General features: G+C 63.0%; 11 protein-coding genes and 2 pseudogenes. 4 read left to right on the top strand and 9 right to left on the bottom strand.

Translation table 11 applies throughout. The features are described 5' to 3' along the window. The first annotated feature begins 181 nt into the window (after nucleotides 1-181). Nucleotides 182-2,356 (top strand): malate synthase G, encoded by a 2,175-nt coding sequence (locus tag ACX4ZE_RS18510; protein WP_480274714.1) that lies wholly within the window; start codon nucleotides 182-184, stop codon nucleotides 2,354-2,356. A 465-nt stretch (nucleotides 2,357-2,821) separates the two neighbouring features. Beyond that, a complete protein-coding gene (locus ACX4ZE_RS18505; RefSeq protein ID WP_480274713.1) occupies nucleotides 2,822-4,000 on the top strand; it encodes a serine hydrolase domain-containing protein in 1,179 nt (392 codons plus the stop codon). 65 nt (nucleotides 4,001-4,065) lie between these two features. On the opposite strand, the gene ACX4ZE_RS18500 is transcribed toward ACX4ZE_RS18505, so the two are convergent. The 7 genes and pseudogenes from ACX4ZE_RS18500 to ACX4ZE_RS18470 all read right to left on the bottom strand — a co-directional run. Next, nucleotides 4,066-5,046, bottom strand: a complete 981-nt coding sequence (locus ACX4ZE_RS18500; protein ID WP_480274712.1) for a hypothetical protein — start codon at nucleotides 5,044-5,046, stop codon at nucleotides 4,066-4,068. After that, nucleotides 5,043-5,606 (bottom strand): hypothetical protein, encoded by a 564-nt coding sequence (locus ACX4ZE_RS18495; protein ID WP_480274711.1) that lies wholly within the window; start codon nucleotides 5,604-5,606, stop codon nucleotides 5,043-5,045. The genes ACX4ZE_RS18500 and ACX4ZE_RS18495 overlap by 4 nt, the downstream gene beginning before the upstream one ends. After that, on the bottom strand, nucleotides 5,590-5,994 hold the full coding sequence (locus ACX4ZE_RS18490; RefSeq protein ID WP_480274710.1) for a hypothetical protein: 405 nt from the start codon (nucleotides 5,992-5,994) through the stop codon (nucleotides 5,590-5,592). Before ACX4ZE_RS18490 ends, ACX4ZE_RS18495 begins: the two co-directional genes overlap by 17 nt. Continuing rightward, entirely contained in the window at nucleotides 5,991-6,725 is a 735-nt protein-coding gene (locus tag ACX4ZE_RS18485; protein ID WP_480274709.1) for a hypothetical protein, read from the bottom strand. The genes ACX4ZE_RS18490 and ACX4ZE_RS18485 overlap by 4 nt, the downstream gene beginning before the upstream one ends. A gap of 394 nt (nucleotides 6,726-7,119) precedes the next feature. Further along, nucleotides 7,120-7,776 (bottom strand): DUF305 domain-containing protein, encoded by a 657-nt coding sequence (locus ACX4ZE_RS18480; RefSeq protein WP_480274708.1) that lies wholly within the window; start codon nucleotides 7,774-7,776, stop codon nucleotides 7,120-7,122. 2 nt (nucleotides 7,777-7,778) lie between these two features. Then, a complete protein-coding gene (locus tag ACX4ZE_RS18475) occupies nucleotides 7,779-9,296 on the bottom strand; it encodes an LVIVD repeat-containing protein (protein WP_480274707.1) in 1,518 nt (505 codons plus the stop codon). A 323-nt stretch (nucleotides 9,297-9,619) separates the two neighbouring features. After that, a pseudogene (locus tag ACX4ZE_RS18470) lies at nucleotides 9,620-9,892 on the bottom strand (3-methyladenine DNA glycosylase); the annotation flags it as partial. Nucleotides 9,893-9,902: 10 nt separating this feature from the next. Here ACX4ZE_RS18470 and ACX4ZE_RS18465 point away from each other — a divergent pair. Then, nucleotides 9,903-10,073: a hypothetical protein gene (locus ACX4ZE_RS18465; RefSeq protein ID WP_480274706.1), complete on the top strand. Its 171-nt coding sequence runs from the start codon at nucleotides 9,903-9,905 to the stop codon at nucleotides 10,071-10,073. Nucleotides 10,074-10,184: 111 nt separating this feature from the next. Here the strand turns inward: ACX4ZE_RS18465 and ACX4ZE_RS18460 are convergent, their stop codons facing one another. After that, nucleotides 10,185-11,594 carry an IS1380 family transposase gene (locus ACX4ZE_RS18460; RefSeq protein WP_480274705.1) on the bottom strand — a complete coding sequence of 470 codons (1,410 nt, stop codon included), beginning with the start codon at nucleotides 11,592-11,594 and terminating at the stop codon, nucleotides 10,185-10,187. Between the two features lie 4 nt (nucleotides 11,595-11,598). On the opposite strand from ACX4ZE_RS18460, the gene ACX4ZE_RS18455 reads away from it, so the two are divergent. After that, entirely contained in the window at nucleotides 11,599-11,976 is a 378-nt protein-coding gene (locus tag ACX4ZE_RS18455; RefSeq protein WP_480274704.1) for a helix-turn-helix domain-containing protein, read from the top strand. A gap of 39 nt (nucleotides 11,977-12,015) precedes the next feature. Here ACX4ZE_RS18455 and ACX4ZE_RS18450 read toward each other — a convergent pair. Further along, nucleotides 12,016-13,234 (bottom strand): annotated as a pseudogene (locus tag ACX4ZE_RS18450) (DDE-type integrase/transposase/recombinase). Between the last annotated feature and the right edge of the window lie 112 nt (nucleotides 13,235-13,346).

Raw genomic sequence — 13,346 nt, 5'->3', positions numbered from 1 at the left:
CGGAAGGCCGTACGGTCGGTCGCCGAAGGTCAGGGGATCCACCGGATGTAGGACGCCCGTACCCTTGGTGCGGTGGAATGACTGGAGCGGCGGTGAGCCGACCCGACCGGCGGCGGCGACACTACCCACGGGTAACATGGCACTGTTTTCCCACCCGGCTTTCTCGGAAGTGAGGCAGTAGATGACAGAGCGGATTCAGGTCGGCGGGCTCCAGGTGGCCAGTGTTCTCCACGAGTTCGTCGAGAACGAAGCGCTCCCCGGTACCGGCGTGGATTCCGCCGCGTTCTGGTCCGGTGCTGAGCAGGTCATCAACGATCTCGCCCCACGTAACCGTGCCTTGCTGGCCGAACGCGACGAGATCCAGCGCAGGATCGATGCCTGGCATACCGAGCACCCCGGCGCGAATTACGACAAGGCCGCTTACAAGAATTTCTTGACCGAGATCGGCTATCTCCGCCCCGAGCCCGCCGATTTCCGGATCTCCACCCAGAATGTCGACAGTGAGATCGCTGCCACCGCGGGCCCACAGCTCGTGGTACCGGTGATGAACGCGCGCTTCGCGATCAATGCTGCGAACGCGCGCTGGGGTTCGTTGTACGACGCCCTCTACGGTACCGACGTGATCTCCGAGGATAATGGTGCGCAGAAAGGTACCGGCTACAACAAGGTACGTGGCGACAAGGTCATCGAATGGGCGCGTAATTTCCTCGACGACGCGGTCACCCTGATCACCGGTTCGCACATCGGCTCGGCGTACTACAAGATCGTCGACGGTGAATTGGAGGTCGGGCTGGAAGACGGCACCAGCATCGGGCTGGCCGACCCCACGCAACTGGTTGGCTACTTCGGTGATCCGCAGGCGCCGAGTTCGATACTGCTGAAGCACAACGGTCTGCACATCGAGATCCAGATCGACCCGAACTCGCCTATCGGTCGCACTGACACCGCGGGTGTCGAAGACGTTGTGCTGGAGTCCGCGGTCACTACCATCATGGACTTCGAGGACTCGGTCGCCGCGGTAGACGCCGAGGACAAGGTGCTGTGCTACCACAATTGGTTGGGCCTGATGAAGGGCGACCTCGCCGAGAAGGTCACCAAGGGGGAGCAGACCTTCACCCGCACCATGAACCCCGACCGTGTGTACACCGCGCTGGACGGCAGCGAGCTGGCGTTGCACGGCCGGTCGCTGCTGTTCGTGCGCAATGTCGGTCACCTGATGACCTCGGACGCGATTATCGACGCCGAAGGCAACGAGGTGCCGGAAGGCATCATGGATGGCCTGATCACCTCGCTGATCGCCAAGCACAGTCTGCGCGGCGATGTGGCACTGGACAACAGCCGCACCGGCTCGATTTATATTGTGAAGCCCAAGATGCACGGCCCGGATGAGGTCGCGTTCACCAATGAGCTGTTCGGTCGGGTCGAAGACGTGCTCGGGCTGGATCGCAACACGCTCAAGGTCGGCATCATGGATGAGGAGCGCCGCACCACGGTGAACCTCGCGGCGTGCATTCAGGCCGCCGCCGAGCGCGTCGTGTTCATCAACACCGGCTTCCTGGACCGCACCGGTGACGAGATCCACACCTCGATGGTGGCCGGGCCGATGGTCCGCAAGGCGGATATGAAGTCCCAGCAGTGGATTCTCTCCTACGAGGACTGGAACGTCGACACCGGCCTGGCCGCTGGGCTGCCCGGTAAGGCGCAGATCGGCAAGGGTATGTGGGCCATGCCCGATCTGATGGCCGACATGCTCACGCAGAAAACCGGCCACCCGCGCGCAGGCGCCAATACCGCCTGGGTGCCCTCGCCGACCGCGGCCACCTTGCACGCGACCCACTACCATTTGGTCGACGTGTTCACGCGGCAGCAGGAGATCGCCAAGGGCGGTCGCCGTGCCACGGTCGATCAGATCCTGGACATCCCGCTGGCCGCCGAGCCGAACTGGACCGACGAGGAGAAGCGTCAGGAGCTGGACAACAACTCGCAGTCCATCCTCGGCTACGTGGTGCGCTGGATCGACCAGGGCGTCGGCTGCTCCAAGGTGCCCGACATCAAGGATGTCGCGCTCATGGAAGACCGCGCGACCCTGCGCATTTCGAGCCAGTTGATGGCGAACTGGCTGCGCCACGGCATCGTTACCGCCGACGAGATGGTGGCGAGCCTGGAGCGGATGGCTCCGGTGGTGGACCGGCAGAACGCCGGCGACCCGAGCTACCGGGCCATGGCGCCGGACTTCGCGGGCAGCATCGCCTTCCAGGCGGCCAAGGAACTGATTCTGGAGGGCACCGAACAGCCCAACGGATACACCGAACCAATCCTGCACCGGCGTCGCCGTGAGGCCAAGGCGCAGGCCTGAGCCTGCTCCCCGCGTGTGCTCGATCCCCCGGCCCGGCCCAGTTGCCCGAGCCGGGGGATTTTTGCGGGTGAAATACTAGGATTTCCATCTGCGTGCGCGGGCAATATCTACATGAGGTGCGTATTTTGCAATCGCCCTCAGGATTGGGCGACTCGGCGGGCACCCCCATAAATCCTGCCTGCAATACCCGGTAGCTCTGAGTGGTGTCGCATGAAGTGGGTTGCGAATCCCCTGTCGGATCTCTTTCTCAACTATTTCGGCTCTTGCGAGTTGGCCTCGATTTTTCGTCGGGCCTGCGGCCTGGCGTGATCGGGTGGGCGGTGACCTCAGAAGCTCGACCTCACCAGGTCCCGTCATAGTCTCGTTTATCCGGTCGGTCGGCGTCACAACCCGCCGAATATTGTTTGGTTGCGAAGGGGTTTCGCCCCAGGTCGTACCCGCTGGATCTTGTCGAGGAGGTTCGAGGTGTTGGTGGAAGGGTTTGTCGAGCATGGATTCGGGGGGGTCCGAGACGGTTTCGCTCGCGCCCACGACGGTGACGAGGGTGCCGCGCAACTCTGCGTCTATCGCCAAGGGCGCGTGGTGGTGGATCTGTGGACGGGGCAGGATCCGGAATCCGGTAAATCATGGGACGCGGAATCGCTGACGGTGCTCATGTCGGTGTCGAAGGGGGTGACCGCGACTTGTACGCATATCCTTGTCGATCGAGGTCTGCTCGATCTCGACGCGCCGGTTCGGGAGTATTGGCCGGAGTTCGCGGCGGGAGGCAAAGGCGACATCACGGTCGCCGATGTGCTGTCGCACCGAGGCGGCCTGTCGAGTTTCGATGCGGAATCCGGTATCGGGGCTCGGGAATTGACGGACTGGTCAGCGTGTGTGTCCGCGCTGGAATCGATGCAACCTCTATGGGAACCGAGGTCCGCGTTCTACTATCATTCCCTCACGTGGGGTTACCTCGCCGGCGAGCTGATCCGCCGGGTCTCCGGTAAGAGTGTCGGTGAGTTCCTCGCCGCCGAGGTTGCTGAGCCGCTCGGGCTGAGTCTGTGGATCGGCCTGCCGGAAGACCAGGAATACCGTGTCGTTCCACAGTTCGTGCGGCGACAGTTGCCCGGGGCCGCCGACGTGGAAGCGATGTTGAGCCGCATGGGCGTCGATATCGACGCGCGGTTGGTTCGCGCGACGCTCGCGACGGTCGCGGCCCGTGACGAGGGTCTCGCGTTGCTCAATACTCGAGTTGGGCACTCGGCGGAGGTGCCGTCCGGCAACGGGATCGGGAACGCGCGTTCTGTGGCGCGGATGTTCGCGGCGACGATCGGTGAAATCGACGGTATCCGGTTGCTCACCACGGAAGCGGTCGAGCGGGCACGGCAACCACAGACCGAGGGCCTCGGCCATCCTGCGCCGCTGGAGGTGATGCCGCGGGGCAACTACTTCGCCCACGGCTACGAACTAACCCGGCCTGCCCAGTTGCTGGGTGCCGGAGCTTTCGGGCAGGTCGGTACCGGAGGACGAATCGGCATGGCCCATCCCGAATCCGGCATCGCCGTGGGCTACACATGCACCAACATGGTGGGGGATGACACGGGTGGACCCGATCCGCGTTGGCAGCCATGGTCCGACGTGCTGCGCACAGCGCTTACCTGAGCTGACCGAGCGTGTGTGGGATGTGGCCTTGGTTGTATCTCCAGCAGGCCATGGTGGTCCTGCCTTCAGGCGGTCGTGGGGTCGCCTGCAGTGCCTCTGCTTCCGGCCTGGTGCATATGATCGGCCAATTCGATCTGCAGCCGATACGCGGTCGCACCCGATCGAGATGCCGTCCAGCACATTCGGCGGGTGGGGCGGAATGGATCGGACTTGTCCAGCACGACATCGGGGTTTGCTATCCGGACCGCCAGCCATCGGTGGCCGAAACGCCGCAGCAGCCGATAGTGATGGAACCGGTCTCGGAGGATGTGGGTGGCGTAGATGCCGGCGGATACTCCCGCCGCGATCAGTGCCGTGAGCCCGAGCGCGATCGACACGGGTTCGGCATTCCGGTGCCAGAAATTGTCGTCTCCGACGTGCTGCAGATAGAGGTTGTAGACGTTGAATGCGCAGTAGACCAAGCCCAGTACTTCGCACAAGGCGATAGCAGCCAGTGCATGCGCGAACGGGCCACTGCGGACCCACAACAGTTCACGGATGATGTATGCGCAGCCGACGACCAGCGCGCTCGCCAGCGGTGTCAGGAACGCGAACCAGTACGCCATGACGGGCCCTGTCACCGGGAAGTCGTTGCTCATATACGACGTCGGAGTGTGCACCATCGGCGTGCGCAGGAATGTCGTGATCAGCGCCGTGACGATCACGAGGGCAATCCCGAGTTGCGTGCGCGGCGTGAGGTCGCGGCCGGTAATGTACGAGCTGATCCCGAGGATCGGTATTGCTGCTAGAGCGCCGAATATCATCGCGGCCAGGGACATGATATTCGCGAGGCTGGTCGCGTCGCGCAGCACGGGGTTGATAATGTCGTCGGTGATCACCGGGACCCGGCACAGTTTCGCCAGTCCGAGGAAAAGTAGGAGCTGAGTCAGCGGGTTGGTGATTCCAGTGGGGGCACTGCGGCGATTGCCTTGCCGGTTGGTTCGAATGCGGTGTACCGCCAGCGCGAGAAGCACCGTTGGGATGAGTGCGCCGACGACGATTTTCACGCCGACCATCCGAAGATCGCGGCGGCCCGTTCGAGCATGACACGTTGTCTAGGGTTGAGATTCCGGTCCGGAAACAGTGGTCGGCCGAGTACGGCGGCGGCCTCCATCAGCAACGTCGCGAACCACTCGGCTTGGCGTTCCAAGGGCAGTTCGAAGTTCGAGCGCAGACATGCCTGTTGGGCCATGAGCCGTTTGATGACAGTAGCCGGGATCGAGGGCGCAGTTCGTTGGAAATACTGGTTCCGCTCCTCGAGCGGAACCTCATGTCCGAGGATGATGTGCCCGAGTTCGTGTGCGATGATGCCGTCACGCTCGATCTGGGTGAATCCTGATCGGTGCCGAACGAGGTCCTTCTCCGGTAGCGGGATCCAGATGCCGGAGTAGTCGATGCCCTCGAATTCGCCGAGCCCTTCGACGATCTCGATCGGCCGGTCCCGCTGCAGGCTCAGTTGCTCCACGAAGTGCTGCATCGACCAGGGACGCCGCAACTTCAGCTTCGCAAGAGCCTGTTCCGCGATCAGACGGTCCTCGTCCATGCCGTCTCTAATCGAGGGATTCAAGGTACTTCTTCAACTCCTGTAGCGCATTGTCGCTCAAGTGGTCCGAGCTCGGACGCAGGGCGAGAAACGGGATTCGCTTGTCGCGCTGCACAATCAGCAGGCTCAGCTGCCGGAACGAGCTGTAGTACTGGTCGGGGTCGTCGGAAAGGAAGCTCTCGGGCATGTCGAAGTAGCGAGCCAGTGCGTCGAGTAAGTCGCCGCTCGGCCGTTGCGCCTCGGGCCGCCGCAGGGCCTCGATCTGCTCCACTCCGACCAGGTATCCCAAGCTTTTCGAAAGCGCCTGCGCCACAGTTGTGGTGCTGACCTCGGTCCTATCATTGTCGATGATGGTGGCGAACAGTAGGTTCACCCGATCCTCCAACGGTACGACTCCGTTGCTCTGGCTCAACGGCTTTCTCCCTCGATCAGACTGATCCGGTCCAACTTGGACCGCCACCGCTTAGTAAATCGGTCTGCGAGGGCGGGGTCCAGATCTGTTGCGCTTCCGGCGAGCCACCGCCGGTACTGTTGGTTCTCTTTTTCGATCCCCGTGGCCGTCGGTGGTGTCGCCAACAGCGCACCGATGAGTCTTTCGATGTTCTTGGGAATATCGTTACCCGGACCGCCTGCTCGCTCGAGCACTTCGGTTGCTTGTGCGGCTGCGAGCTTGCCGACGGCGATGGCGAGCTGCTCTTTCACTGTCCGTGCAGCCTCCTGGGTCGATTCAGGAAGGTCGGTACGGTCGCAGAGTTGGAAACAACGGTCGGCGGCAGCGATAAGTGCGTCCACAACGTCGATATCGAGTTCCACCAGGCGGAAGCTCAGTGGGTCGTATTCGATGCCCCTGGGAGTCAGTGCATCACGAGTATCCAAGTCCGACATTTGCTCGCCCAGTTTCATCGGGTCGCCGCCGTGGAGCGTTCTCGCTGCACTGCCTTCAGCCCATTGCAGGCCGATATCCAGGAGTCTCAGCGTCGCGGGGCTCGGCGGTGCGGTGCTGGCGCGTGGGATTTCGACTCGTGCCATCGTCGCGATGGATGGCCCTCCGGCCGCGCGAACGTCCGGCCGCGAGAGCCCGAGTTCTTCGCGGCGTCTGGCCACGATTCGGCCGAAACGCTCTTGCAGATCCAGCGTCACCACGAGCCGAACCCTATGCGCCCCATGCTCGATGCCCTTTCTCTCCACCGTGTACCGCGCAGCTGTGACGTCACAGAGCGCTCACCTTTCACTGTCATGAGCCTCAAAAAGAGATCACGAACTCCACTTTCGAACTCATGATATGTTCACAACACCTCGTCTGCTGGGTAGTGAGTCGAACTCGACACGATGCCCCGCTATGGAAGCGGTAGCGGATGATTGGTTCACCGGCCATGCGAGGAGATGTCGTCCGGAGGAGGGGAGGCGACAACTCCTCGGATGGCCGGTAAGCGCTCGGGCGACGCTCGAGAAATTTCGTACGCTTCTGCGTCTGGAAATCCACAAAAGTGCAGCCGGGGGCATCGGATGGTCTGCGATGCCGCGGTCGGATGCGGGGTCAGGGCAGCAGGTCCGCTCCGCGCTGGGTGAGCAGTATGCTCATCAATCCCACTTCCTGGTTCTGCTGGTGGATCATGGCCCGGGCGATCTCCTTGACCGGTCCGGATGACAGGAGGGCGTCGGCGGCTTGCGCCATGACAACACCACCTTGATGGTGGCGGATCATCAACTGCAGAAACAGGATTTCGGCGTCCCGGCCGCGCGACCCGGCCAAGTCGTCGAGCTCCGTGGTGCTCGCCATACCAGGCATGGCTGTGCCCGCGGCCGATGCCTCGAGGGATGGTTCGGTGGCCGAATGCCGATGAGAGGTGGGGGCGGCGGTGTGCATCCAGGCCATCGGCTGTTCGGCGATCGGGGCCGCGTTGGCCAGTCGCAACCAGCCCAGCATGGTGCCGATCTCCAGACGCTGGGTCCGGTCGAGTTGTTCGGCCAACCGGATGATCGCCGGATCGGTGGTGCGGTCGAGCCGCTGCACCATGATCAGTGCCTGTTGGTGGTGTGCGGTCATGTCCTGAGCGAAGCCGATTTCTACCGCGGTGAGTACCGGTGGCGTCGAATGGCTTTCCGGAAATATCAGTGGTCGCAGCGCGGCGCCGAGTACGAGCAGCGTGAAGGCCGCCGAAGCAAGGAAAGCCGTGCGCATCCGTAGCGCCATCGCTATGCTCCGATGGTCGACTGTTGGTCCGGTGGCGGCGTATAGACGCCGTTGTCCAGTTGCAGCACCATGAATCCGTTGTCCGAGCAGGCGACGTATAGTTGTGAACCGCGCCACTCCGGTGGTGAGAAGCACCAGTCCGTGGATATATCTCCGAAAGCGAGCCGGTTGGTGCGTGGAGTGGTGAAGTCGAGCGGGTCGAACTGCCCTTCCAGTACGGAGCGCACGACGGCCGGTGTGCTCATCAACGGGATGCCGATGAGTGAGCCGAGGGCGTGCGGCGAGTTCCACAGTTCGAGGTTCTGCCCGGTGCGGGCGGGCGGATTGTAATAGGCGATCTCACGGATATCGAGCGGGTCTCTGATGTCGAATACCCGGATACCGGAGGAAATCCAGCCGCAGGCCAGCGCGGTCGGATTGTTCGGGCGGTCGGCAGCGCAGTAGTGCGATTCGTAAGCGAAGAGGGAGCCACCCATGGACGAGCCGATATTGCTGTCGATGTGTTGCGGCAGATTGATCTCCAGCTTGATCTTGTTGATTACCTTGGGTGCAGTCTCGTCGGAGATATCGATAAGCTTGACGCCGCCGGAACCACCTTCGTCGACGGTGTAGAGATAGGGTTTGCCCGCGTAGTCGACTGGGATACTGTGTTGGGTCGCCCAGCCGTCGGTCCAGAACACTCGACCGATATGGTGTACCTGCGGATTCGGGTCGCGGCGTTGCACCGCGCTGATATCGAGGACGGTGAATCCGCCGAGTGCGGAGATGTACATCTGGTTGCCGTCCGGGCTGATGCCGAATCCATGCGCCGCGATGCCGGTCAGCCCTTGCCAGATCACGCGTGGATTCGCCGGGTCGGTCAGGTCGATCGCGCTGACGAAACCGGGTGCGAACCCGGACGCCCAATAGGTGTTGCCGTCCGGGGAGAACCCTCCTTCATGTGTGACCATCGGCAGCGGCATGAGCATGTTCGTGCCGGGACCTGGGTTGAGCAGCCGTGGGTATGCGCAATCGGAGATGTCGTATACCGACAGGTACCCCATGCCCTGACTCACCGGAACGCCGGTGCCGACCAGTAGTTTGCGCCGGGCGTTGACTTTGAGGCTTTCCCAGGTGCCCGCGAGCATGGCGGGCTCGGTCAGGGAAACCGTGGGACGTGGATTCGTCGGATCGGAGACGTCGACCACCTGGACGCCGCGCCGGTCACTGATCAGGCTGCCGGGAAAGAACGAGCCGAGATAAGCGCAGTGTTCGAAGCTGGTCGAGGTGATGCCCGCGCCGCGGCCCGCGTACCCGCCGATGAAGGACATATTGCATCGGTACCCCTGCTCGCTGCGCCCGCTGTTGCGGTCGGCCGCGGTGACATCGCCCTGCAGACCGTTCTCCGGTGCGGAGCCAGGGCCGCAGTTCGCTCGGGGGACCGAGGTCCGCCCGACGTCGAGGAACTCCTGGATGGCGTTTCTCGGGCCGGACCACGGGTCGGCCGTGGCGCTTGCGGGCAGCAGCACGACTGTGACCATGCCGATGAGGAATAGTGCCAATGACTTGGCACAGCGAAATCCGACCTTTGGGCGCATCGTCGCGTCCCCCCACTTCGTTTTCGGAACGTGCTCGCAGTGACTGGGACAGCCACCACTTGGCTGAATGGTAGTGATATTCGTCAATTCGCCGAGGAGTTTCGGCAAATTTCGTTGTTCCGCACCAAAAGGGTTCGGTCGAAAGGGTTCGGTCGATCGGGCATACCGGCGCCGGTGTACGACACCAGATCTCCGGCTTCACCCGACACGAAGGATGCTCGCCTTCGCGGAGAGGACGCAGGTTCAGGCACCCGCTGACTCCGAGGTTATGGAGCTATGGTGAGTAGCTCTTGGCAGGCGCTCAGCAATCGAGTGCGCACAGCCATCGCACGGGCCGCGATGCCGGACTGTCTGCGAACGTACTCGGCGCGCCCGGTCGGTGTTTCGATACGGATCGGCTCATAGCCGTACCCGGACAGGTCGTAGGGACTGGCGCGCATATCGAGTTCGCGGGCGTCGCAGGCCAGTTCGAAACAATCCAGCAGGAGCTCGGAGGAAATCAGCGGGACCAGCTTGAAGCCCCACTTGTACAAGGCCATGATGACGATCATGGCCGCATTCACCCAACTCGAACGAGACACGATGGTCGAACGAACTCGGGCCGAACTGGTAGTCGCAGCGGACAACGGCCGCAAAGGTGGACGGCCCCGCAAGGTCAACGATAGCGACGCCGCTAAGGCTCGACAGCTAAGCCTGAATCCGTGGATGGGGGGTTGCTAGGTGGTCTGCGCGCCTGCGGCGCGCGGACCACCGGGTTGTGAGTAGCCGGTAACCGCTGGTCTGCCCAGCTTTTCCACTGTTGTTCCTGGTTGTAGGGATGAGGCGGTGTGGTCAGGTGGCAGCGGATGCTGTGGTGTGGTTGATGGCGTTGAAGATGCTGTACCACAGGTTTTTCCATGACTTTTCCCAGGGCCAGTGGGCGGGTAGGCGCAGGACCGGCTTGCGGGCGGGCTGGGCGAAGCGGGCAGGAACGCAGACCAGGTCACGACGCAGGGTGGTGCCGCGGGCCACAGCGTGGCGGGGTGATCCGGTGAGGGTAGCGGCGGCACGCAGCAGGTTGTGGGTGATCTGGGCGCAGATCGCCCACACGGTGTTGGCCGGGAAATACCCCGAGGGCAGATGCGCCAAGGGGCCATCGATCAGATCGGAGATCACGGTTTCGATGACGGCGTGGCGGCGGTGGACCAGATCGGCCTCGACGGTGGCCAGCTCGGAGTTGGTGGCGAACGGGTGATACCGCCACACCGGGAACAATGGCTCTTGCTGCACGGCAGCGTCTTTGACGCGGCGCACGACCAACCGCACATCGATCGCACAGCGACCGGAGCCGATGATGTGAGTGGTTTCGGCGACCTCGGCATCAGAGATCCATGCCCCGGTATCGGGATCACGCACCGCACCCGGATACTTCACCCCGGTCCAGGCGTCGTCGGGAATGGCCGCGACGGCCCGGTCGATAGCGCGGTTACGGGCCAGGGTGAGGGAGAATTCCGCGCCGGCCGCGAGCGCGGTACGCATGATCTTCTTACTGCCGAACGCCGAATCACCGCGCAGCAAAACCTTCCCGGCACCGCACTCACGGGCGGTGCCGATCGCCGCGGCCACTTGGGAAGCCGCGCCGCGGGCCGACCCGGTCCGGCCCGCGCGCAGCCGCATCTCGGCGATCACCGGCGCCGTCGTGTCGGTGGACAGAGTGGTCAACAGCGGCGACAGGCCGCGACGCAGCACCACTTTCCCAGCGACCTTGGAGTGCCCGAACGAGGCACCCTGCTTGGCATGCCCGTACACCGACCGCAGCACCGAATCGATATCCACATACACCCGGTCGGCGGCACCGGCCAGCAATGGCGCACACCGCGCGAGCGCGACCAAGTGCCGGCGAGCGACCGCGGCCACCTGCTGTGCATGCCCGAAAGTGAACTCACGCAAAAAGATTCCCAACGTCGAGGGCGCATACACCTCACCGAACACCGTCGCCGTGCCACCAGCACGCAGCAGATCGGCATGATCGATATGGTCCGCGCCGCACAACATCGCGCCGATCAGCGAGGTCAGCTTCCCCGCGGCGTTCACCGCCCCCGAGACCACCCGCGCCGAGTCGATATCGACGCACTCGCCGATCAATACTGAAAGCCCGGCCTGCTCGGCCAATTCCATCACCGGCACCAAACCCGCCGCCGACACGAGATTCCTCTCGTCGAACACCGCGGACTCCGCGGTGAACGTATGCGATGATCTCACTGAAATGCCTTCCGGTTCCTGCATGATCCTCGGTCTCGACAACCACGATCATTCCAGGTCGAAAGGCATCTTCTTCATCTCACACACCGACTGTGACCAGCACCCCATCCACGAATTCAGGCTAAGAGCTAAGGGGGTCAGCGCACCGGATATCGCGAAGATGTTCGGATGCTCCCGCGCGACCATCTATCGGTATCTCTTCGGGGACCGATGCCCGGAAAGGCTGGTAGCGATAACCGCTGGACTGGTCGACAGCCCATCCCGCTCGCAAGCGTTGCTATCGCGGTCGAGTTCGCCGCTTACGAACAGGGATCGCCGGTCTCGGTCCGGTACGGCTGAAGGTTTCGCCGCTATCGGGTTCGATCAGCCTGTATACCAGTAGTTTTGCACCATTGATGAAAGGTTGGCCTATTGCCTCATGTCAAGATGTCCGGGAACGTCGGGTCGTTGCCTCACCTGGTTTTGCCCGCGTACCAATGGTCGTGGTCGGCGGGTTCTTGCTGGTGGCCAGGGTGATCAGTTCATCGGTGAGAGCTTGGATGCGGCGTTGTACAGCAGCCGGGTTGATCTCGGCGGGGGTGCGTCCCATGGCATGCTTGTCTGCAGCGGTAACCGTGTCGTGGCGTTCGGCGCGGCGGTGTGGGGTGGTGGCGGTGTCGTATTTCTTGGTGACCTTGGCGTCGTCGTGAACCTTCGAGATCAGCTTCTGTTGCGGCTGGAAATAGTTGGTCAGCAGCGACTGCTGTTGCCATATCTTGTTGAGCAGCACTATTTCTGGCGCGGTGTCGTAGCGCAAGTAGCCGACCAGTGCACGCACGATCGCCCAGTTCTTTTGTTCCGCATGGGCTCCATCGTTGGAGTTACCGGGACGTGAGCGGGTGAAAGTGATTTCACGTTTCTCATACCACGCCAGCGGGTGGTGGTTGATGAACTCGCTGCCGTTGTCGGAATCGGCACCGCGCACCGGGAACGGCATCACCGCCGCGATGTCCTCCAGGGCGGCGACGACCCATTTACGGGCCTTGTTGGGCACCGTACGGTTCTCGGTCCAGCCGGTGGCGATGTCGGTCACCGTCAAGGTGTAGGCGTGCTCACCGATCGTGTTGCCGCCTTCGTGGCCGACCAAGTCGATTTCCACAAACCCCGGTGCGGTGTCGTCCCACCCGGCCCAGGTACGGATCGGGATCTGCGATTTCAGCAACGACCCGGGTTTGGTGTGGGAACGCCCCTTCAGCTGTCGCCGACGGCGCTCGGGGGCCAAGCGGTGGTCGATGGTCGCCGCCGACACGCCCGCCCAGCAGCACCGCGGTGTCGTCATCGATGCCCAGCTCGCTGTGACGGCGCAGCACCTCCACTAACTCACCCAAGACCGGCTCGAGCCGCCGCCCCGCCGGCATCCCCAACACCGTCCAGCAAAACACCAGCGCCTCAACGATTTCCGGACCATACTTCACCGAGCGCGGCGCGGCAGGACGAACAACCCTCGGCCGCAACGCCTTCCGCAAAGCCTTGCGGGCATGATCACGATGCCAGTCCGTGGTGGCGCACAACTCGTCGAGGATCTTCGCCTTGCCCGACTTATCCGCCCGCAGATAGCGAGTCGCGATCACAGCCCTGCGTTCGGCCATCGTCAATCCCATCCCTCAGGCCCTAACGCATCCCTTCTGACCTGCCGCGACACCACGCCGTACGCGGGCATCCTTGCATGAGGCAACGAAGCGATTACGCGGGCATTTTGGATGAGTCAACGCG

Source organism: Nocardia sp. TBRC8007 (genome assembly GCF_056629435.1).
This window is presented reverse-complemented; position numbering and strand designations above follow the sequence as displayed.

Coding starts and splice junctions, on each gene's coding strand:
- ACX4ZE_RS18465 (WP_480274706.1), top strand. CDS start 9,903: ATGGCCGCATTCACCCAACTCGAACGAGACACGATGGTCGAACGAACT.
- ACX4ZE_RS18510 (WP_480274714.1), top strand. CDS start 182: ATGACAGAGCGGATTCAGGTCGGCGGGCTCCAGGTGGCCAGTGTTCTC.
- ACX4ZE_RS18455 (WP_480274704.1), top strand. CDS start 11,599: ATGCCTTCCGGTTCCTGCATGATCCTCGGTCTCGACAACCACGATCAT.
- ACX4ZE_RS18475 (WP_480274707.1), bottom strand. CDS start 9,296: ATGGTCACAGTCGTGCTGCTGCCCGCAAGCGCCACGGCCGACCCGTGG.
- ACX4ZE_RS18480 (WP_480274708.1), bottom strand. CDS start 7,776: ATGGCGCTACGGATGCGCACGGCTTTCCTTGCTTCGGCGGCCTTCACG.